24 protein-coding genes and 1 pseudogene are annotated in these 18,264 nt (G+C 63.0%); 15 read left to right on the top strand and 10 right to left on the bottom strand.

Translation table 11 applies throughout. From position 1 onward, the window contains the following. Window position 1 precedes the first annotated feature (1 nt). From AC1D1N_RS14265 to AC1D1N_RS14255, 3 genes are read right to left on the bottom strand one after another with little or no spacing between them, the layout of a single operon-like run. Entirely contained in the window at window positions 2–475 is a 474-nt protein-coding gene (locus AC1D1N_RS14265; protein WP_477349209.1) for an SRPBCC family protein, read from the bottom strand. Next, complete coding sequence (locus AC1D1N_RS14260) at window positions 472–786, bottom strand: ArsR/SmtB family transcription factor (RefSeq protein ID WP_477349207.1); 315 nt, start codon at window positions 784–786, stop codon at window positions 472–474. The genes AC1D1N_RS14265 and AC1D1N_RS14260 overlap by 4 nt, the downstream gene beginning before the upstream one ends. Before the next feature lie 44 nt (window positions 787–830). After that, window positions 831–1,220 (bottom strand): cupin domain-containing protein, encoded by a 390-nt coding sequence (locus AC1D1N_RS14255; RefSeq protein ID WP_477349205.1) that lies wholly within the window; start codon window positions 1,218–1,220, stop codon window positions 831–833. 208 nt (window positions 1,221–1,428) lie between these two features. Between AC1D1N_RS14255 and ssb the strand changes: the two genes are divergently transcribed. From ssb to AC1D1N_RS14240, 3 genes are read left to right on the top strand one after another with little or no spacing between them, the layout of a single operon-like run. After that, window positions 1,429–1,953: a single-stranded DNA-binding protein gene (ssb, locus tag AC1D1N_RS14250; RefSeq protein ID WP_112561535.1), complete on the top strand. Its 525-nt coding sequence runs from the start codon at window positions 1,429–1,431 to the stop codon at window positions 1,951–1,953. Between the two features lie 34 nt (window positions 1,954–1,987). Beyond that, window positions 1,988–2,383, top strand: coding sequence for a DUF2306 domain-containing protein (locus AC1D1N_RS14245; RefSeq protein ID WP_477349203.1), 396 nt, complete (start codon window positions 1,988–1,990; stop codon window positions 2,381–2,383). A gap of 27 nt (window positions 2,384–2,410) precedes the next feature. Next, the gene (locus tag AC1D1N_RS14240; protein WP_477349201.1) at window positions 2,411–2,836 is read left to right on the top strand and encodes an OsmC family protein; all 426 of its coding nucleotides are present in this window, start codon (window positions 2,411–2,413) and stop codon (window positions 2,834–2,836) included. Window positions 2,837–2,918: 82 nt separating this feature from the next. Here AC1D1N_RS14240 and AC1D1N_RS14235 read toward each other — a convergent pair whose 3' ends face one another. The 3 genes from AC1D1N_RS14235 to AC1D1N_RS14225 all read right to left on the bottom strand — a co-directional run bounded on the left by AC1D1N_RS14235 (window position 2,919) and on the right by AC1D1N_RS14225 (window position 4,594). Next, entirely contained in the window at window positions 2,919–3,548 is a 630-nt protein-coding gene (locus tag AC1D1N_RS14235; RefSeq protein ID WP_023822237.1) for a MarC family protein, read from the bottom strand. A 105-nt stretch (window positions 3,549–3,653) separates the two neighbouring features. Beyond that, window positions 3,654–4,031, bottom strand: coding sequence for a VOC family protein (locus AC1D1N_RS14230; RefSeq protein WP_477349200.1), 378 nt, complete (start codon window positions 4,029–4,031; stop codon window positions 3,654–3,656). A gap of 32 nt (window positions 4,032–4,063) precedes the next feature. Then, entirely contained in the window at window positions 4,064–4,594 is a 531-nt protein-coding gene (locus AC1D1N_RS14225) for a hypothetical protein (RefSeq protein WP_477349198.1), read from the bottom strand. 86 nt (window positions 4,595–4,680) lie between these two features. Between AC1D1N_RS14225 and AC1D1N_RS14220 the strand changes: the two genes are divergently transcribed. Next, window positions 4,681–5,562 (top strand): helix-turn-helix transcriptional regulator, encoded by an 882-nt coding sequence (locus tag AC1D1N_RS14220; protein WP_477349196.1) that lies wholly within the window; start codon window positions 4,681–4,683, stop codon window positions 5,560–5,562. Here the strand turns inward: AC1D1N_RS14220 and AC1D1N_RS14215 are convergent. Both AC1D1N_RS14215 and AC1D1N_RS14210 read right to left on the bottom strand, forming a co-directional pair. Beyond that, window positions 5,542–6,174, bottom strand: coding sequence for a ParB-like protein (locus AC1D1N_RS14215; RefSeq protein ID WP_477349195.1), 633 nt, complete (start codon window positions 6,172–6,174; stop codon window positions 5,542–5,544). The two genes, AC1D1N_RS14220 and AC1D1N_RS14215, sit on opposite strands and share 21 nt — an antisense overlap. Beyond that, window positions 6,171–7,857, bottom strand: a pseudogene (locus AC1D1N_RS14210) (SulP family inorganic anion transporter). The gene AC1D1N_RS14215 and the pseudogene AC1D1N_RS14210 overlap by 4 nt, the downstream one beginning before the upstream one ends. Before the next feature lie 210 nt (window positions 7,858–8,067). Between AC1D1N_RS14210 and gyrA the strand changes: the two are divergent. Next, complete coding sequence (gyrA, locus tag AC1D1N_RS14205) at window positions 8,068–10,866, top strand: DNA gyrase subunit A (RefSeq protein WP_477349193.1); 2,799 nt, start codon at window positions 8,068–8,070, stop codon at window positions 10,864–10,866. A gap of 62 nt (window positions 10,867–10,928) precedes the next feature. Here gyrA and AC1D1N_RS14200 read toward each other — a convergent pair whose 3' ends face one another. After that, window positions 10,929–11,072: a hypothetical protein gene (locus AC1D1N_RS14200; RefSeq protein ID WP_181057120.1), complete on the bottom strand. Its 144-nt coding sequence runs from the start codon at window positions 11,070–11,072 to the stop codon at window positions 10,929–10,931. Between the two features lie 191 nt (window positions 11,073–11,263). Here AC1D1N_RS14200 and coaD point away from each other — a divergent pair, with 191 nt between their 5' ends. From coaD to AC1D1N_RS14160, 8 genes are all read left to right on the top strand, one after another. After that, window positions 11,264–11,764, top strand: a complete 501-nt coding sequence (gene coaD, locus AC1D1N_RS14195; RefSeq protein ID WP_436259806.1) for a pantetheine-phosphate adenylyltransferase — start codon at window positions 11,264–11,266, stop codon at window positions 11,762–11,764. A 109-nt stretch (window positions 11,765–11,873) separates the two neighbouring features. Continuing rightward, the gene (locus tag AC1D1N_RS14190; RefSeq protein ID WP_376740396.1) at window positions 11,874–12,368 is read left to right on the top strand and encodes a peptidylprolyl isomerase; all 495 of its coding nucleotides are present in this window, start codon (window positions 11,874–11,876) and stop codon (window positions 12,366–12,368) included. Window positions 12,369–12,411: 43 nt separating this feature from the next. Then, complete coding sequence (locus AC1D1N_RS14185; RefSeq protein WP_112561544.1) at window positions 12,412–12,924, top strand: peptidylprolyl isomerase; 513 nt, start codon at window positions 12,412–12,414, stop codon at window positions 12,922–12,924. 12 nt (window positions 12,925–12,936) lie between these two features. Next, complete coding sequence (locus AC1D1N_RS14180) at window positions 12,937–13,386, top strand: DMT family transporter (protein WP_436259807.1); 450 nt, start codon at window positions 12,937–12,939, stop codon at window positions 13,384–13,386. After that, on the top strand, window positions 13,386–14,474 hold the full coding sequence (gene queA, locus AC1D1N_RS14175; protein ID WP_436259808.1) for a tRNA preQ1(34) S-adenosylmethionine ribosyltransferase-isomerase QueA: 1,089 nt from the start codon (window positions 13,386–13,388) through the stop codon (window positions 14,472–14,474). The genes AC1D1N_RS14180 and queA overlap by 1 nt, the downstream gene beginning before the upstream one ends. Then, the gene (locus tag AC1D1N_RS14170; protein WP_192253764.1) at window positions 14,464–14,733 is read left to right on the top strand and encodes a hypothetical protein; all 270 of its coding nucleotides are present in this window, start codon (window positions 14,464–14,466) and stop codon (window positions 14,731–14,733) included. The genes queA and AC1D1N_RS14170 overlap by 11 nt, the downstream gene beginning before the upstream one ends. Further along, entirely contained in the window at window positions 14,726–15,856 is a 1,131-nt protein-coding gene (tgt, locus tag AC1D1N_RS14165; RefSeq protein WP_436259809.1) for a tRNA guanosine(34) transglycosylase Tgt, read from the top strand. Before AC1D1N_RS14170 ends, tgt begins: the two co-directional genes overlap by 8 nt. A gap of 71 nt (window positions 15,857–15,927) precedes the next feature. Continuing rightward, window positions 15,928–16,653 (top strand): SDR family NAD(P)-dependent oxidoreductase, encoded by a 726-nt coding sequence (locus AC1D1N_RS14160; RefSeq protein WP_436259810.1) that lies wholly within the window; start codon window positions 15,928–15,930, stop codon window positions 16,651–16,653. An 11-nt stretch (window positions 16,654–16,664) separates the two neighbouring features. On the opposite strand, the gene AC1D1N_RS14155 is transcribed toward AC1D1N_RS14160, so the two are convergent. Next, a complete protein-coding gene (locus AC1D1N_RS14155; protein WP_436259811.1) occupies window positions 16,665–17,093 on the bottom strand; it encodes a DUF4864 domain-containing protein in 429 nt (142 codons plus the stop codon). A 195-nt stretch (window positions 17,094–17,288) separates the two neighbouring features. On the opposite strand from AC1D1N_RS14155, the gene AC1D1N_RS14150 reads away from it, so the two are divergent. Both AC1D1N_RS14150 and AC1D1N_RS14145 read left to right on the top strand, forming a co-directional pair. Beyond that, the gene (locus AC1D1N_RS14150) at window positions 17,289–17,900 is read left to right on the top strand and encodes a DsbA family protein (RefSeq protein WP_436259812.1); all 612 of its coding nucleotides are present in this window, start codon (window positions 17,289–17,291) and stop codon (window positions 17,898–17,900) included. Window positions 17,901–17,979: 79 nt separating this feature from the next. After that, window positions 17,980–18,216 (top strand): Lrp/AsnC ligand binding domain-containing protein, encoded by a 237-nt coding sequence (locus tag AC1D1N_RS14145; protein WP_112561551.1) that lies wholly within the window; start codon window positions 17,980–17,982, stop codon window positions 18,214–18,216. Window positions 18,217–18,264: the final 48 nt, after the last annotated feature.

Below are 18,264 nucleotides of genomic sequence, written 5' to 3'. Positions count from 1 at the left end.
CTCAGGCCGCGCGCATCAATAGATATGGCGCGTTGGCGGCGATCAGCGGTTTGGGCTTGTATGCCCTGAGCGAAAGCCGGCAACCGGCGCTCGCCATCGCCACCGCGGGCGTTGCCGCATGCACAAACCCGTCATGGACGATGCGCAGATGCGTACCGCCTGAAACGGTGCGGGCGAGCGTGAAGGTGACGATGCTGTCCAACCCATCGGCATCGCCGGTGTCGGACCGCTCGCGCCAGGAATAGCGCAGCAGCCGCCCCGGTTCGGCATCGAGCACTTCGCACTCGATCGGCGCGTCCGGCCCGGCAAAGGCAAAGCGGCTGCCGGTTTCCGGCTTGATGTCGTTTGGCATCATCCACGCCGCCAAAAGCTCCGGCACGGTCAGCGCCCGCCACACCTTTTCCGGTGCGTCCGGCAGGTCGCATTCGAAGGCGAGTGTATCCTTGGCGGCCGGAGCCTGCTTTTCATCGGTCATTGGTCCATGTCCTTCAAAACGGCCTTTAGTCTTTCGATGCGTTCCGGCCAGAATGCGCGGTAGCGTTCGATCCAGCCGAGCAGCGGATCGAGCCCTTGCGGATCGGCGCGATAATAGGCGTTGCGGCCGGCCCGCCTTTCTCTGACCAGACCGGCGCCGCGCAGCACGGCGAGGTGTTGCGACACCGCCGGCTGCGACACGCTCATGCCGGTGCGCAGTTCCGACACGCTCATCTCGCCTCCGGCCAGCCGCTCGTAGACGGCGCGGCGCGTCGGGTCGGCCAGGGCGCGAAATATCTCTGCTTCTATCATGACAAAAGCATAAGTCGATACTTATTGATTTGGCAAGCGGTCTTTTATGGCGGCGCCGGAAGCCAGCGCCTTACCGGCTGGGCGGCCCCTTCGAAAGTCGCCTCGAAGATCGGCGACGCCAGCACGGCCTGGATGTGAAGCGTTTCGGTGCCAACGTTTCTGAACCCATGTTTTCGTTGGGCAGGAATGAGAAGCGATTGTCCGGCAATCAGGGTCAGACGTCCTTCGTCGATCCACATTTCAGCGATCCCGGCGATGACGGTCAGCACTTCCTCGACTGGGTGTTGGTGTGTCGGAGCCCCGACGCCGGGCTGAACCCATTGTTCGAACAGGCAAAGCTGGCTCGCTCCGTTGCCGGCGGAAACTTGCATGCGGGTTTCCACGCCCGCTCGCCATTGCTCTCGCGGCTGGTCCAGATGCGCAATGACTTTCATTCGCTCCGCCTTTCGATCCCGGCATAGTCGCAATTTCGGACGCACACCCTACCTCTTGCTGACATTCTTGACAGCCGGGGCAGACAAGAATAGAACAAAAAAAGAACAAAAACCTTGTGGGAAAAGCCAGCCGCGGCAAGCGAGGATCGCATGCAGGCTGTAAGGTGAGCGACTTAAAATTTGTTTCGGATGAGCGCGGAGAAGTGTCATGGCGGGTAGCGTCAACAAGGTCATTCTGGTCGGAAACCTCGGCGCGGACCCTGAAATCCGCCGCCTGAATTCCGGTGACCCGGTCGTCAACATCCGCATCGCCACGTCGGAAAGCTGGCGCGACAAGAATTCCGGCGAGCGCAAGGAAAAGACCGAGTGGCACAACGTCGTCATTTTCAATGACCAGATCGCCAAGGTCGCCGAGCAATATCTGAAGAAGGGCATGAAGGTTTACGTCGAAGGCCAGCTGCAGACACGCAAATGGCAGGACCAGACCGGCGCCGACAAATACACGACGGAAGTCGTGCTGCAGAAATTCCGCGGCGAGCTGCAGATGCTCGATTCACGCGGCGAGGGCGGCGGCCAGGTCGGCAACTATGCCGGTGGCGGCGGTGCGAGCCGTGGCTCGGATTTCGGCCAGTCGAGCCCCAATGAAAGCTTCAACCGTGGTGGTGGCGGCGGTTCCAAGGGCGGTGGTGGCGGCGGTTCGTCGCGCGAACTGGACGACGAAATCCCGTTCTGAGCAGCGAGCGATTGCCACCTAGGGAGAGGGCGCAATGTCGCTCGGACCGCTTCTATCGGCGCCCCCTCCCATTCCCTGGCACGCCTTCGCGGCCCTTGCCGCGCTGGCCATGGGCGGCGCCCAGCTGGCGCTGCCGAAAGGCACGACACGCCACCGCGTGATGGGCTATGCCTGGGCGGCGCTGATGCTGGTCATCGCCATTTCCAGTTTCTGGATCCAGCAGATACGCCTCATCGGCCCGTTCAGCCCGATCCATATCTTGTCGATTATAGTGTTGATCACCGTTCCGCCTGCGGTCTGGCACGCGCATAGGCATCGTGTAGCCAAACATCGCAGGGTCATGATTTCGCTGTATGTTTTCGCGCTGATCGGCGCCGGCGTGTTCACACTGCTGCCCGGCCGCATCATGCATGCGGTCGTGTTCGGCTAGGGATGTCTTTCCAGGAGGATGATTGCCGTGAAAGCACGGATCAAATGGGTCGAAGAGCGCACTTTCGTCGGCGAGTCCGGCAGTGGCCACAAACTCGTGCTGGGAACCGCCTCCGGTCCTGAAGGCAAGACGCCAGGCCCGAGCCCGATGGAGTTGGTGCTGATCGGCACAGGCGGTTGTTCGGCCTATGATGTCGTCCACATTCTGGAAAAAGGCCGCGAGGCGATAGAGGATTGCGTCGTCGAACTCGACGCCGACCGGGCCGAAACCGACCCAAAAGTCTTCACCCGCATCCATATGCATTTCATCGTCACGGGCCGCGCCCTGTCGCACGACAAGGTCCAGCGTGCGATCAACCTCTCGATCGAAAAATACTGCTCGGCCTCCGCCATGCTGGCTAAGACCGCTGTGATCACCCACGATTTCGAGGTTGTTGATACGGTTGGGCAGTAGGGCAGTAGGGCAGTAGGGCAGTAGGGCAGTAGGGCAGTAGGGCAGTAGGGCAGTAGGGCAGTAGGGCAGTAGGCGCTGTCGTTCACCCCGCCATCAGCGCCTTGATGCCATCGGCCACGAACTGCACCGCAAGCGCTGCCAGAATGACGCCGAGCAGGCGGGTCAGGATCGAGCGGCCGGTCTGGCCGAGGATGCGGTCGATACGTTCCGACAGCACAAACACCAGATAGGTGATGGCCAGGCAGACGAAGATGATGCCGACCAGCGCAGCCTGTGCGGTAAAACCCTGGAACGAGCCGGACAAAAGCACGGTTGCCGAAATCGCGCCGGGGCCGGCGATAAGCGGGATCGCCAGCGGGAAGGCGGCGATGTTGTGGATCATGTCCTTGGTGATGGCGACGTCGCCGATCTTCTCCTTGCGGTCCTGGCGGCGCTCGAACACCATTTCGAAGGCGATGAAGAACAGCAGGAACCCGCCGGCGACGCGGAAGGCCGGCAGCGTGATACCGAACACCGACAGGATTGAGGCGCCGGCCACCGCAAACAGCGCCATCACCAGGAAGCCGATGATCGAGGCGCGCACCGAAACCTGCTGACGCTCCTCGCGGTTCATGCCGCGTGTCACCGCCAGGAAGAGCGGCGCGAGACCGGGCGGGTCGATAGTCACCAGGATGGTGACGAAGGCGTTGAACAGGCTGTCGAAACTCGGCATCGCTGACCCCTCCCGCCGGGCCGAGCCCCGCACCACCCTATTGGTAGAGCAAAGCCCGGCCGGTGGGAACCGTCTGAGATGGCGATACCGGAGACGCCGGCGGTGTTAGCCGGCAGCGCTGCAATAGGCCTCCAGGCGATAGCCGTCGGGATCGATGACGAAGGCGGCGTAGTAGTTTTCGCCATAGTCGGCACGCAGGCCCGGCGCACCATTGCTGTTGCCGCCTGCACGCAAGGCGCCGGCGTGAAAGGCGTCGACGCTCGCCTTCGTCGGTGCGGCAAAGCAGAAATGCAGGCCGGATTTTTCGTCAGCCGGCACCGGCCGCGCCGCGTCGTTCACCCAAAATGCTGCCGCCTGCGCGCCATAGCCCAGCGAGCCCGGCGACTGGCTGAGGCAGGAATAGCCGAGCGGCTTCAGCGCGGCATCGTAGAAAAGCTTTGACACGGCGATGTCGCGGACACCGATCGAAACGTGGTCAAGCATGGTTTTCTCCTTGTTGCAGGTGTGTTGCGCCATCAGCCCTGGGCGACGCGGCGCGCCAGGAACTCGACTTCGAGGCGCCATGTCGCCCCATTGTCGTGCGAACGCTCGCCCAACCAGCGGAAGCTGTCCTTGGTGATCCGCGAAAAGCTCCAGCGGACCGAGGAACCAGTGCCGTCGGCGCCGACTTGCACGATCGTGTCGCCTTCGGCGCGACCAAGCTGGCGGCTGTAATATTGGTTACGCGGATCGCTCCAGAAGATGTGCCAGGCATCCGTGCCGGGATCATAGGCCCGCAGCGTTGTGCCATAGAAAGTCCATTTGCCGAGCGAAGGCGAGGGGCCGGCATCGCGCGCGGGCAGGATCCATACATCCTGGATCGCCTTGCCTTCCAGGACCCAGCCGAAATGCACCTCGCCGCGCCCGGTCAAGACGGTGCCGTCCTCAAGGTCGCGCGTGGCATCGAATGTCCAAGCGCCGACAAAGCGGCCGTAGAGATCCAGCTTTTCAGCCAGGTCAGGGTTGGGGCCGTCGCTGTGGAGGGCTTCTGTGAATAGATCGGTCATGCTGCTGCCTTCGTGGTGTCAGGAAGCTGCAAGCGATAGGCCGGGGCGGGGTGTTGCGCTTGGGAAAAATTGCTATCTTTCAAGCCATGACGACAAGCGAGCAGAAACTGGCTTCAGGGCCGGACTGGTATGTGTCCGACGTGGTGTGCACCGCAGGCGCCGGCGATCGCCCGTTCGAGGAAGAGCACCGCAGTGTCTGCATTGCCGCAGTCACCAGCGGCAGCTTCCGCTACCGCACCAGCCAGGGCACCGCCATGCTGGCGCCAGGTGCCGTCCTGCTCGGCAATGTTGGTGCCTGCTATGAATGCGGGCATGAGCATGGCGCCGGCGACCGCTGCCTGTCCTTCCATTTCGCTCCCGCCTATCTCGACCGGATTGCCAACGACGTGCCGGGCGCAGGCAAGCTGGCGTTTGGAGTGCCGCATCTGCCGCCCTTGCCCGCCCTTGCCGCGCTTCTGGCCGAGGCCGAAGCGGCACGCGAGACGGCCGACATCGATGCCTTCGAGGAGCTTGGCCTGCGCATTGCCGCCGCGGCTCTTGCCGTCGGCGGCGCAGCCCTTGCTGTCGCCGGCGAGGCCGCGCCTGCCGCTCGCCCACCGAGCCGGCGCGACCAGAAACGGGTTGCCGAGGCAGTGCGGCAGATCGAGCTCAATGCCGACCGGCCGGTCTCGCTTTCCGAACTCGCCGGCTCGACGGCGACCAGCCCCTATCACTTCCTGCGCACCTTCCGGCAGGTCGCCGGCATGACGCCTTATCAGTTCCTGCTGAGAACCCGGCTACACCGCGCGGCGGTGCAACTGCGCATGTCGGATGAGCCCATCTCGGCAATTGCCTTCGAGGCCGGCTTTAACGACCTGTCGACCTTCAATCGCCGTTTCCGGCGCGTCATGGGCGAGACGCCGGGAGACTATCGCGCGCGCCGGTCAGGCAGCGCCTCGCCGTCACCGTCAGCGTTCGCAGCCTTCTGACCTCAGTCCGAGGTCGGCCTGCAGATAGTCCGCGCCCTTGCTCTTGGCCAGGACCAGCGCTTGCTTCATCGCCTTGTCGAAGTTTTTCGCCACGGCGTTCCGATCGATACGCCGCCGCAGGAAATCCGCCCACAGGAATTCGCCGAACGGCGTCGTGTCCTTGGCGAAGCTGCCTTGCCGGCGCAATTCGCCGGCGATGCTGCGGTAGGGATCATCGACCAGTTCGGCCATGGTCTTTGGGATGGCGTCGAAGTTCCGCCGCCGCCCGTTTTCGTCAAACGGATGCATCCAGCCTCTGTTGTCGAGCACGACGAAAAAAGCTTCCTTGTCGAGCCCCGACAGATCGCGGATCACGGTGACGAAGACATCTTTGACACCTACCTCGAGCAGAGCGCGGGCGAGATGGTGGTGGTCGGTGACATAGTTGCGCTTCTTCGGACCAAGCACTACCGGCACCATATGGCGGCCGAGGAAAATGCCTGTCTTCTCAGGGCTTTGTGCCCGGATCATCCGGCGCTTCAGCGCCACCTCGCGCATGCCGACAGTGATCTGCGTGGGCCGCAGCTCGTCCACGGCGACAGGCTTCAGCAAGGGTTCCCGCTCGGTGGTCATGGCGCCTTGTCCTGTTGTCCTACAAGCTTCATGTCCGGCGATAGCGCCTTGACGGCGGCGTCGACGCTGTGGAAGATTCTGTGCGGGCCGACGAGGTCGGCAATACCGAAACGCGCCAGTGCCGCCTGGGCACGCAGCGATTCCAGCCGTGCGATGGCAAAGACAGCACCGGCCTTGCGGCAGTGGGCAATGTTTTCGATCAGCGCCTGTGCGGCGGTATAGTCGATCTCGGCGATGTTGCTGGCTTCGAGCACGACCAGTTTCACACTGTCGCTCCTGGCGTCGATCAGTTCGCAGACGCCGCGCTTGAAGCTTTCGGCATTGACAAAGGAGAGCGGCGCCTGGAAAGCCGCAACCAGCACGCCGGGGAGCTGCTCGCCCGCCGTTGGCGTGCCAGGCGGCCACCACACCGAGGTGCCCGGAACCTGTTCCAACTCGATCGCCTGCGTACGTGTCGCGCTCCACAGCCCATGCAGCAGCGACAGGCCGATGCCGATCGCCACGCCGGTCTCGATCGGCAGCACGACAATAGCCGTCATGGTGACCAGGATCAGCAGGAATTCGACCGGCGCCTGCCGGTAGACACTGGCAAACACCTTCCAGCGCAAAATGTGATGGGCAACGAACATCAGCACGCCGGCAAGGGCGGCCTGCGGGACATCGGCAAGCAGGCCGCCGCCAAAGGCGCCGAGCGCCAGTACGATTGCCGCGGCAATCAGGCCTGAAAACTGCGAACGCCCGCCCGACTGGGCGACGATTGCAGTGCGCGGCGGGCTGGCATTGACCACGAAGGCGCCGAACAGGCCGGACAGGATGCTGCCGGCGCCGACACCGACAAAGTCGCGGTTGATGTCGTCGCCAGCAAAGGAGCGGCTGGTGGCCGCCGTCTGCACCATGACCACGATGGCGATCAGCAGGGCCAGCGGCAGCAACGCCTGCGCATCGATGAGGCTGACCGTCGGCAGGCCGGCCTGCGGCAGGCGTTGGGCAAGGCACCGAGCACCTCGACGCCGCGCGCCTTCAGGCCGAAGATCGCAACCGCCAGCGTCGCCAGCACCATGCCGATCAAGGCGCCGGGGATGCGGGCGCTGATGCGCTCGGCGGTGAATACAATGGCAAACACGCCAAGGCCGAGCGCCAGGCTCCACGGGTTGATGAGGTGGAGATTGGCGGCGATCTCACCGACGCGGCGCAGCGTTTCGCCGCTTTCGGGCGGCAGCCCGAGCAATCCGGGCAGTTGCGAAACGATGATATGGACCGCGATGCCGGCCAGAAAACCGGTGGTGACTGGGACAGACAGAAGGTCGGCGATCCAGCCGAGCCGGAAGATGCCGCTCAAACCCACAGTAGCCCGACCATCAGCGCCAGCATCGCCGCCAGCGCCAGATAATGCGCCGAGCCGGCAACGGCGATGAGCGCGAGGCCGCCGGCAAACAGCGGTGTGATGGTCGAATCCGCCCCGGACGACAGATGGCGGTTGACGCCGAACAGGGCAAAGGCCAGTGATCCCGCGACAAAGGCGAAGAAGCCGATCTCGGGCGCAAAGCCGCCAAGCCGCGCCGTCGCCATCTGTTCGGGAATGGCGATTGCCGCCAGCGTCAGCCCGGCGGCCAGATCGCCATTGAGATCCCCGGGCCGCCAACCGCTCAGCGCTCGCAACGGCAGCCACCGGGTCCAGTTCATCGTGCTTATGGCTCCCGGCCGGGGAAAACGGTCCATCGCAGGCTTTTGCCTGGCGGCGGCGAAATACGCTTTTGCCAAATCGTCGCAATCAGCGGTATCCATTTGAAATTACCACCGAAATTGTCTTTGGAAAAGTGCCGGGAACATTGGAGTTTCGAGCGGGCTTCCTATATAAGCGGTCAGTGATTCCTGATTAGATTGTGATCCAATTTGACCGACCAAAAGACACCGCGCGGCGCCGACGGCGGCCCCACCGGCATCGAGCCGATCTCCATCATCGAGGAGATGCAGAGCTCCTACCTCTCTTACGCCATGAGCGTGATCGTCAGCCGTGCGCTGCCGGACGTTCGCGACGGCCTGAAGCCGGTGCATCGCCGCATTCTCTATGCGGCGCATGAGAGCGGCTACCACTGGAACCGCAAATATGTGAAATCGGCCCGCCCGGTCGCCGACGTGATGGGTAAATACCATCCGCATGGCGACGCCTCGATCTATGACGCCTTGGTGCGCATGGCGCAGGACTGGTCACTGCGGGTGCCGCTGATCGACGGGCAAGGCAATTTCGGCTCCATCGACGGCGATCCGCCGGCGGCCATGCGCTACACCGAGTCGCGCCTGACCAAGGTCGCGCATGAGCTGCTCGAGGACATCGACAAGGAAACCGTCGATTTCCAGGAGACCTATGATGCCTCCGACACCGAGCCGAAGGTGTTGCCGGCTCGCTTCCCCAACCTTCTGGTCAACGGTTCCGGCGGCATTGCCGTCGGCATGGCCACCAACATTCCGCCGCACAATCTGGCCGAAGTCTGCAACGGCGCCATTGCCATCATCGACAATCCGGCGATCGACCTGCCGGCGCTGATGGAGATCATTCCGGGTCCCGATTTCCCGACCGGCGGCATCGTGCTTGGCCGTTCAGGCATCTACAGCGCCTATGCGACCGGCCGCGGCTCGATCGTCATGCGCGGAAAGGTCAATGTCGAGCAGCGCGGCAACGACCGGGAATCCATCATCATCACCGAAGTCCCGTACCAGGTGAACAAGGCCTCGATGATCGAGAAAATGGCCGAGCTGGTGCGCGACAAGCGCATCGAAGGCATTTCCGACATTCGCGACGAAAGCGACCGTCAGGGCTACCGCGTCGTCATCGAACTGAAGCGCGACGCCGTCGCCGACGTTATTCTCAACCAGCTTTACCGCTTCACACCGCTGCAGACGTCCTTCGGCGCCAATATGGTAGCGCTGAACGGCGGCAAGCCGGAAGTGATGACGCTGACCGACATGCTGAAGGCATTTGTCGGCTTCCGCGAAGAGGTGATTAGCCGGCGAACGAAATTCCTGCTGCGCAAGGCGCGCGACCGCGCCCACGTGCTGGTCGGCCTCGCCATTGCCGTCGCCAACATCGACGAAGTGATCAAGCTGATCCGCACCGCGCCCGATCCGCAGACGGCGCGCGAGCAGTTGATGGAGCGCCGCTGGCCCTCCGGCGACGTCGAATCGCTGATCCTTCTGATCGACGATCCGCGCCATCGCATCAACGAGGACGGCACCTACAATCTGTCCGAGGAACAGGCGCGCGCCATCCTCGAACTGCGCCTGCAGCGCCTGACCGCGCTCGGCCGCGACGAGATCGCCGACGAGTTGAACACGATCGGCGCCGAAATCGTTGATTACCTTGATATTTTGTCGTCCCGCGCGCGCATCCAGCAGATCGTCAAGGACGAGCTCGCCGCCGTGCGCGACGAGTTCGGCACGCCGCGCCGCACCGAGCTCACCGACGGCGGCGCCGACATGGAAGACGAGGACCTGATCCAGCGCGAGGACATGGTCGTCACCGTTAGCCATTCCGGCTACATCAAGCGCGTGCCGCTGTCGCTCTACCGGGCGCAGCGCCGCGGCGGCAAGGGCCGCTCCGGCATGTCGACCAAGGAAGAGGATTTCGTCACCCGGCTGTTCGTTGCCAACACCCACACGCCGGTGCTGTTCTTCTCCTCGCGCGGCATCGTCTACAAGGAAAAGGTCTGGCGGCTGCCGATCGGCAATCCGCAGTCGCGCGGCAAGGCGCTGATCAACATGCTGCCGCTTGAGCAGGGCGAGCGCATCACCACCATCATGCCGCTGCCCGAGGACGAGACCAGCTGGGGCGAGCTCGACGTGATGTTCGCCACCACGCGCGGCACCGTGCGCCGCAACAAGCTGTCCGACTTCGTCCAGGTCAACCGCAACGGCAAGATCGCCATGAAGCTGGAGGAGGAAGGCGACGAGATCCTCGGTGTCGAGACCTGCACCGACAATGACGACGTGCTTTTGACGGCGAACTCCGGCCAGTGCATCCGTTTCTCGGTCGGCGACGTGCGCGTTTTCCAGAGCCGCAATTCGGTCGGCGTGCGCGGCATTAGCATGGCCGAGACCGACCGCATCATCTCGATGTCGGTGATCGAGCATGTCGATGCCTCACCGGCGGAGCGCGCCGCTTACCTGAAGCGGGCGGCGGCGGAGCGGCGGCTCGAGACGGCCGGCGAGGAAGAAGAGATCGCGCTGACCAATGAGGAGATCGGCGAGGAGGCGGAGCTTTCCGACGACCGCTACGAATTCCTCAAGGCGCATGAGCAATATGTGCTGACGGTAACCGAATATGGCTACGGCAAGCGCTCGTCGTCCTACGATTTCCGCCTGACCGGGCGCGGCGGCAAGGGCATTCGCGCCACCGACGTGTCGAAAACGGCAGAGATCGGCCAACTGGTGGCGACCTTCCCGGTCGGCAAAGACGACCAGATCATGCTGGTTTCGGACGGCGGCACGGTCATCCGGGTGCCGGTCAACGGCATCCGTTTCGCCAGCCGCGCCACCAAGGGCGTGACCATCTTCAACACCGCCGAAGGCGAGAAGGTGGTTTCGGTCGAACGGATATCGGAACCGCAGTCTGACGAGGATGCCGAGGAGAACGGCGAGGGCGGGGCCGAGGGCGGTCCGGATGCTGCGGATGCCGCACCCGACAGCGCCGAATAGGGTCAGACACAACAACGCCGGCCCGATGGGCCGGCGCGATCAAGACTTGGCCGGTGAAATCGTTAGTGACGGTGGGGCCAGCGAGCGCCGAAGCCTTCGAAGCGCTTCGTCCTGACACGGACACGCTCTGCTTCCTGATGCAGCCCGAATGCGGTAGCAATCAGCATGGCGACGGTCATTGCGGTGGCGAGCATGTAGATCAGCATTTGCGTGTTCTCCTGCGCCTTACAACGGTTAGATGGGGTTTTGGTTTCATCTTCTGAAGTGCAAACTAGTGAACGCTGCGTGAAGTCTTCGTGATCAAGCCATTCATCTGTCGTTCATGTCTGCGAAAAGGTTCACGCAGATGTTCCCAATCGCATTTGCCTTCCGTCCAATGCCCCGCTAGAAGCCTGCCATGACCGAACGCACCGCCCTTTATGCCGGCTCCTTCGACCCGCTGACCAACGGACACCTCGACGTCCTGAAGGCATCGCTGGCTGTCGCCGACACGGTTTATGCGGCGATCGGCACCCATCCCGGCAAGACGCCGCTGTTTTCCTTCGAGGAACGGGTGAAGCTGATCGAGGCGGCGACCAAGGCCGAATTCGGCCGCGACGGCGGCCGCATCAAGGTTGTCGCGTTCGACGGGCTGGTCATCGACGCCGCCAGAAAGCACGGCGCCTCGATCATGATCCGCGGCCTGCGCGACGGCACCGATCTCGACTACGAAATGCAGATGGCCGGCATGAACGAGACCATGGCGCCGGAGCTGCAGACGGTTTTTCTGCCCGCCAGCCCTTCGGTGCGCACGATTACTGCCACACTTGTGCGCCAGATAGCTTCGATGGGCGGCGACATCCGTCCCTTCGTGCCGGCCGCGGTTGCCGGCGCGCTCATCGCAAAATTCAAGAAATAATCCCCCGGAGATCCTTATGCAGCTGAAGAAGCTCGCCTCGTTCCTCGTCGTGCTTGCCGGTCTTGTCACAGCATCTGCCTCGGCCTATGCCGCCGATCCGGAAAACACCATGATCATCACCTTGAAGGATGGCGACGTCACCATCGCGCTGCGGCCCGACCTGGCGCCCAAGCATGTCGCCCAGATCAAGAAGCTGGTGCGCGAAGGCGCCTATGACAATGTCGCCTTCCACCGCGTTATCGATGGCTTCATGGCGCAGACCGGCGACGTCAAGTTCGGCAATATGAAGAAGGGGTTCAGTCCCGAGGCCGTCGGCACCGGCGGCTCCGATCTGCCTGATCTGCCCGCAGAATTCTCGCAGAGCGAACATTACAAGCGTGGCACGCTCGGCATGGCCCGCTCGCAGGATCCGAACTCCGCCAATTCGCAGTTCTTCATCATGTTCGCGCCGGCGCCGAACCTTGACGGCCAGTACACTATCGTCGGCAATGTCGTCAGCGGCATGGAATTGGTCGATCACATCAAGAAGGGCGACGAGGCCGACAATGGAACGGTCAGCAACCCCGACCGCATGATCAAAGTGCGCATCGCCGCAGACAAGTAGTCTATCAAATCAATCTGTTTTTCTGAGATAAAGGACATCCGACATGGCTGAGATCAAGGACCGCGAAAACGCGCTCATCATGGAAACGACCAAGGGCAACGTCGTCATCGAACTGTTCCCCGATCTGGCCCCCGGCCATGTCGCCCGCATCAAGGAACTGGCGCGCGAAGGCGCCTATGACGGCGTCGTCTTCCACCGCGTCATCGAAGGCTTCATGGCGCAGACCGGCGACGTCAAGTTCGGCAATTCGAGCAAGCCCTCGTTTGCCCCCTCCCGCGCCGGCATGGGCGGTTCGGAAAAGCCCGATCTGAAGGCTGAATTTTCCAACGCCAACCACGGTCGCGGCACCTGCTCGATGGCTCGTTCGCAGAACCCGAACTCGGCCAATTCGCAGTTCTTCATCTGCTTCGACGATGCCGCTTTCCTCAACCGCCAGTACACGGTCTGGGGCCAGGTCATCGAAGGCATGGACAATGTCGACAAGATCAAGCGCGGCGAGCCGGTGGTCGATCCCGACAAGATCGTGTCGCTGAAGGTCGCGGCCGACGTCAAGTAAGGACTGATATCGATGATGGGCGTCGTCTGGTCGCTGCTCGGCATCATGTCCGGCGCCTTCATCGCCATTCAGGCGCCGATCAACTCGCAGCTTGCGCGCGGTCTGGGGCTCCCGGTCGCGGCGGCCGCGTTTTCGTTCCTGTCCGGCGCGATCGTGCTCGGCATAATCTCCGTCGCCGTGGTGAAGTTGAACGACATCTCGCTCGACTGGAAGGCGCCGGCGCCGTGGCTGTTCATCGCCGGCGGCATGCTCGGCGGTTTCTACGTCACGCTGTCGACCATTCTGACGCCGCGCATCGGTGCGGCCGCCCTGATGGCGTTCCTGGTTGCCGGCCAGCTCTTGGCCGGCATGCTGATCGACCGCGTCGGCTTCCTCGGCGTGGCGGTGCGCGAGATCTCATTCGGCCGCGTCGCCGGCGCGGTGCTGCTCTTGGCCGGAGCGCTGCTCGTCCGGCTCTACTGATGCGCGTTGATCTCTTCGACTTCGACCTGCCGGAGGAGCGCATCGCGCTGCGCCCGGCCGAGCCGCGCGACAGCGCCAGGATGCTGGTGGTCAGGCCGGGCGAGGGCTTTTCGGACCGCATGGTGCGCGACCTGCCGTCCCTGCTCGGGGACGGCGACGTGCTGGTCTTCAACGACACCAAGGTCATCCCGGCGCAGCTGAAAGGCATCAGGCGGCGCGGCGAAGCGCAGGCGCAGGTCGAAGCCACGCTGCACATGCGCATGGCGCCCGACCGCTGGCTGGCCTTCATGCGGCCGGGCAAGCGCATCGCTGCCGGCGACCGCATCCATTTCGGCCATGACAGCAATTCCTGCTTCCTCGGCCAGCTCGACGCCACGGTGATCGAGAAGGGCGAAGCCGGCGAAGTGCTGCTCGGCTTCGACCTCTCCGGGCCGTTCCTCGACGAGGCCCTCCACGCCGTCGGCCATATTCCATTGCCGCCTTACATCGCCTCGAAGCGCGATGACGACGAGCGTGACCTGACCGACTATCAGACCATCTATGCCAGGGAGGAGGGCGCGGTTGCCGCGCCAACCGCCGGCCTGCATTTCACGCCGGAGCTATTTGCCGCGCTAGACGCCAAAGGCATCGAACGCCGCTTCGTCACGCTTCATGTCGGCGCCGGCACCTTCCTGCCGGTCAAGGCCGATGACACCGCCGACCACAAGATGCATGCAGAGACCGGTTCCGTCAGCGAGGCGACCGCTGCGGCGCTCAATGCCGCGAAGGCGAGGGGCGGGCGCATCATCGCCGTCGGCACGACCTCGCTGCGCCTGCTGGAGAGCGCGGCAAAGCCCGACGGTACGCTCGCCGCATGGTCAGGCCCGACCGACATTTTCATCACGCCCGGCTATCGGTTCAAGACTGCCGACCTGCTGATGACGAATTTCCATCTGCCGCGCTCGACGCTGTTCATGCTGGTTTCGGCCTTCAGTGGCCTCGACACAATGCGGGCCGCCTATGCGCATGCCATCGACACCAGCTACAGATTCTACTCCTACGGAGACGCAAGCCTGCTTTATCGAGCGGAGATGAGCGATGGACGATGATCTGCAAGCCTTTGACCGAGAAAGCCTGATTGCCGAAGTGAAGAAATTGCGTGCCGGCATCCGCGCGCACCGCGACACGACGGGCCATGATCTGTGCTGGCATCATCCTGATCTGTGGGACCTGTTGCCGGAAAAGACCGAGCCTTCGATCGCCGTGCCGCCCTGGCCAAAATTCATGCGCGGCTGCATCCAGTATCGCCAGTCGCTCGACAGGCAGGCGCCGGACGCACCTGTCCATGACAAGGAATTCAATGGCTGAGACGTTCACTTTCAAGGTCCTCGCCACCGACGGCAAGGCACGGCGCGGTGTCATCGACATGCCGCGCGGCGAAATTCGCACGCCGGCCTTCATGCCGGTCGGCACCGGCGGCACGGTCAAGGCCATGTATATGGACCAGGTGCGCGGCGTCGGCGCCGACATCATCCTGGGCAACACCTACCATCTGATGCTGCGGCCCGGCGCCGAGCGCGTGGCGCGGCTCGGCGGCCTGCATGAGTTCGCCCGCTGGCCGCAGCCGATCCTGACCGACAGTGGCGGCTTTCAGGTGATGTCGCTGTCGAAGCTCAGGAAGCTGACCGAAAAGGGCGTCACCTTCCGCTCGCATATTGACGGCGCGCCTTACGAGATGTCGCCGGAGCGCTCGATCGAGATCCAGGGGCTGCTCGATTCCGACATCCAGATGCAGCTCGACGAATGCACCGCGCTACCGGCCGATCTGAAGGAGATCGAGCGCGCGATGGAACTGTCGCTGCGCTGGGCGGAGCGCTGCAAGACGGCGTTCGGCGACCAGCCGGGCAAGGCGATGTTCGGCATCGTCCAGGGCGGCGATAATGCAGCATTCAGGGTGCGCTCGGCGCAGGCGCTGAGCGCCATGGATCTGAAGGGCTATGCGGTCGGCGGCCTTGCCGTCGGCGAGCCACAGGCGGTGATGTTGGAGATGCTCGACATCACCTGTCCGGAACTGCCTGACAACAAGCCTAGATATCTCATGGGCGTCGGCACGCCGGACGATATCGTGAAATCGGTGGCGCGCGGTATCGACATGTTCGATTGCGTGATGCCGACCCGCGCCGGCCGCCACGGCCTGGCCTACACAAGGCGCGGCAAGGTCAATCTGAGGAACGCCCGCCACGCCGACGATCCGCGCCCGCTCGACGAGGAGAGCGACTGCCCGGCGGCCCGCGATTACTCGCGGGCCTACCTGCATCATCTCGTGCGCTCGCAGGAGGCGCTGGGGGCGATGCTGCTGACCTGGAACAACCTGTCCTACTATCAGAAGCTGATGCAGGATATTCGCGGCGCGATCGAGGCCGGCGCCTTCGAGGCGCGCACGGCGGAGATTTCCGAGGGCTGGGCGAGGGGCGATATCCCTACCCTTTGAACAAATCAACGCCACCTGACGATGATTGACGGATCCATTGTCCGGGCGCAGATTCCGGTTGGGGTCAGGCCATGACTGTCACATATGAACTTGGCGGCAAGACCGCGATCGTGACTGGCGGCGCACGAGGTATCGGCAAGGCCACTGCGGCGCAGTTGTTGAACTCCGGGGCCGAAGTCTGGATATGGGATGCTGATCCGACACCTGTGGACGGCGCGCATTGCCAGACGGTCGATGTGACAAAGGCTCACCAGATCAAAGACGCCCTGGCTGAGGTCGTCGCAGACGATAGCCGGATTGACATTCTGATCAACAATGCAGGCTATTTAGGCGACTATCGTGGGTTCGAGGCATTCGATCCGATCGAGTGGCAACGCATCATCGGTGTCAACCTGATCGGCGTTTTCGAGGTTACGCATCAGGTTCTGCCGATCATGCGCAAGGCTGGCAGGGGCCGGATCATCAATATGGGATCCCTGGCAGGCAAGGAGGGGTTGCCGAATCTGGCCGCCTATTCAGCGGCAAGTGCAGGCGTCATTGCCTTTACGAAAGCCTTGTCGCGGGAGACCTGCGATACCGACATTCGGGTGAATTGCGTGGCACCGGGGCCGATCGATACCGAGTTGATCAGGCGCCTTGGAAACGATGTCGTAGACGACATGATAAATGCCAGCCCGCTCAAGCGCCTTGGCTCGGTGGATGAAGTGGCGGCATTGGTGCTTTGGCTTTGTTCCGACGCCAGCGCATTCAACACCGGAGCCGTGTTCGACATGTCGGGCGGCAGGGCACGCTACTGAGGCTTTGTGCGTCAGGTGCTCAGTGAATTCGACGCCCGCAGGCTGCAGCCGGTGATCTGGAAACTGCCGTCGGGCTGCTGCTGCAGCGTATAGACCGCCTCGTAGTTCTTGCCGTCGGGACCGACGATCAGCACCTGCTGGATGATCGAGCCTGGGCCTGTCTGCTCGACCTTGCCGAAGGAATAGCTTTGTGGCTGACGCACCGGCGCGTAGCCGTTGGTCACCATGTTCATGAAGGCGTCGACGGTCGGGAAAATCTGCTTCACGTTTGGAGCAGCGTAGCTGTAGGCCTTCACGCCATCATTGGCGATGAGCGCCTTCAGCTGACCATCGATGACGGCCTGGCCGGCCTTGATTTCGGCATCGCCGGCAAGGGCTGCCGAGATGAACAGGGAAGACGCGAACAGCAATGAAACGACTGCGAATGCGATACGGCGCATGGCCTGTCTCCATTGTCTCCTGACAAATCGCTGTCTGAAGACACATCATACCATACGCTTGGCGTCGCCTCACGGTTTCAGCAACCGCAGTAATTCGCCACGCAAGTGCCACAAGATCATGCTTAAGCATCCTTTAAGGCGGGGCGCGCATCGTAGGGGACGGGTGGGACCCGTTCGCGCAACCAGGGACGAACCATGTCTGAGCAGCCGATCGACCGGCGCCTTTTGCTGAAGGGCGCGGCTAGCTTTGCAGTTCTGGCTCCCTTGCCCGCTTGGGCAGCCACCGGGCCGACCGTCACCGAAATCGCCTTCGATCCGGCCATTCCAGCGCTCGGCAATGCGGATGGCGACGTCACCATCGCCGAATTCGTCGACTATCAGTGCCCGATCTGCAAGCTCGTCTTCGTCGAACTGAAGAAACTGATGGCACAGGACAGCGGCATCCGCCTGGTAATGAAGGACTGGCCGATCTTCGGCGACGTCTCGCGCGACGCGGCGCGCGTGGCGCTTTTGACCGGCGAACACTATGCCGCCGCGGTCGATGCGCTGATGACCAACCAGCGTGGCCTCTCGGAACGCCGCACCAACGATATCCTGGCTTCGGTCGGGGTCGATGTGGCGATGGTGCGTGCCGATCTCGCCATCCGTGAACCCGACATCGACGCTGCGCTTTTGCGCACCGACAGCCAGGCGACGGCCTTCAAGCTGCGCGGCACGCCGGCTCTGGTCATCGGCGGCAGCCTCTACCGGCGCGGCATGCCGGTGTCCGAACTCAGGCAGGCTGTTGCCAAGGCACGTTCGGCCTGATGCTTGAAAGCCGGGCGGCAGTCTGCGAGAAGGGCCGCCATGGGCGCAAGAAGCGCGTTTCAACGTGGCAGGACCGGCAATGAAGACGTTTTTCGTGCAGATAAAGTGCGACCTGGGCAAATCCTATGAGGTCGCCAGCGCGCTCGCCGATGCCGAGATCGCCTCGGAAATCTACTCGACCGCCGGCAATTACGACCTGCTCGCCAAATTCTATGTCGACGACGAGGAAGATGTCGGCCACTTCGTCAACGAGAAGGTGCAGCATCTTCCCGGAATCAAGGACACCTTCACGGTCGTCACTTTCCGCGCTTTCTAAAGCAATTCCAGGAAAAGTGTGAAGCGGTTTTCCGTCCGGAACTGCTTT

The organism is Mesorhizobium sp. P2_B5 (genome assembly GCF_056404775.1).
Note: the sequence above shows the minus strand (reverse complement) of the source record. Positions and strands in the feature narration are given on the sequence as shown.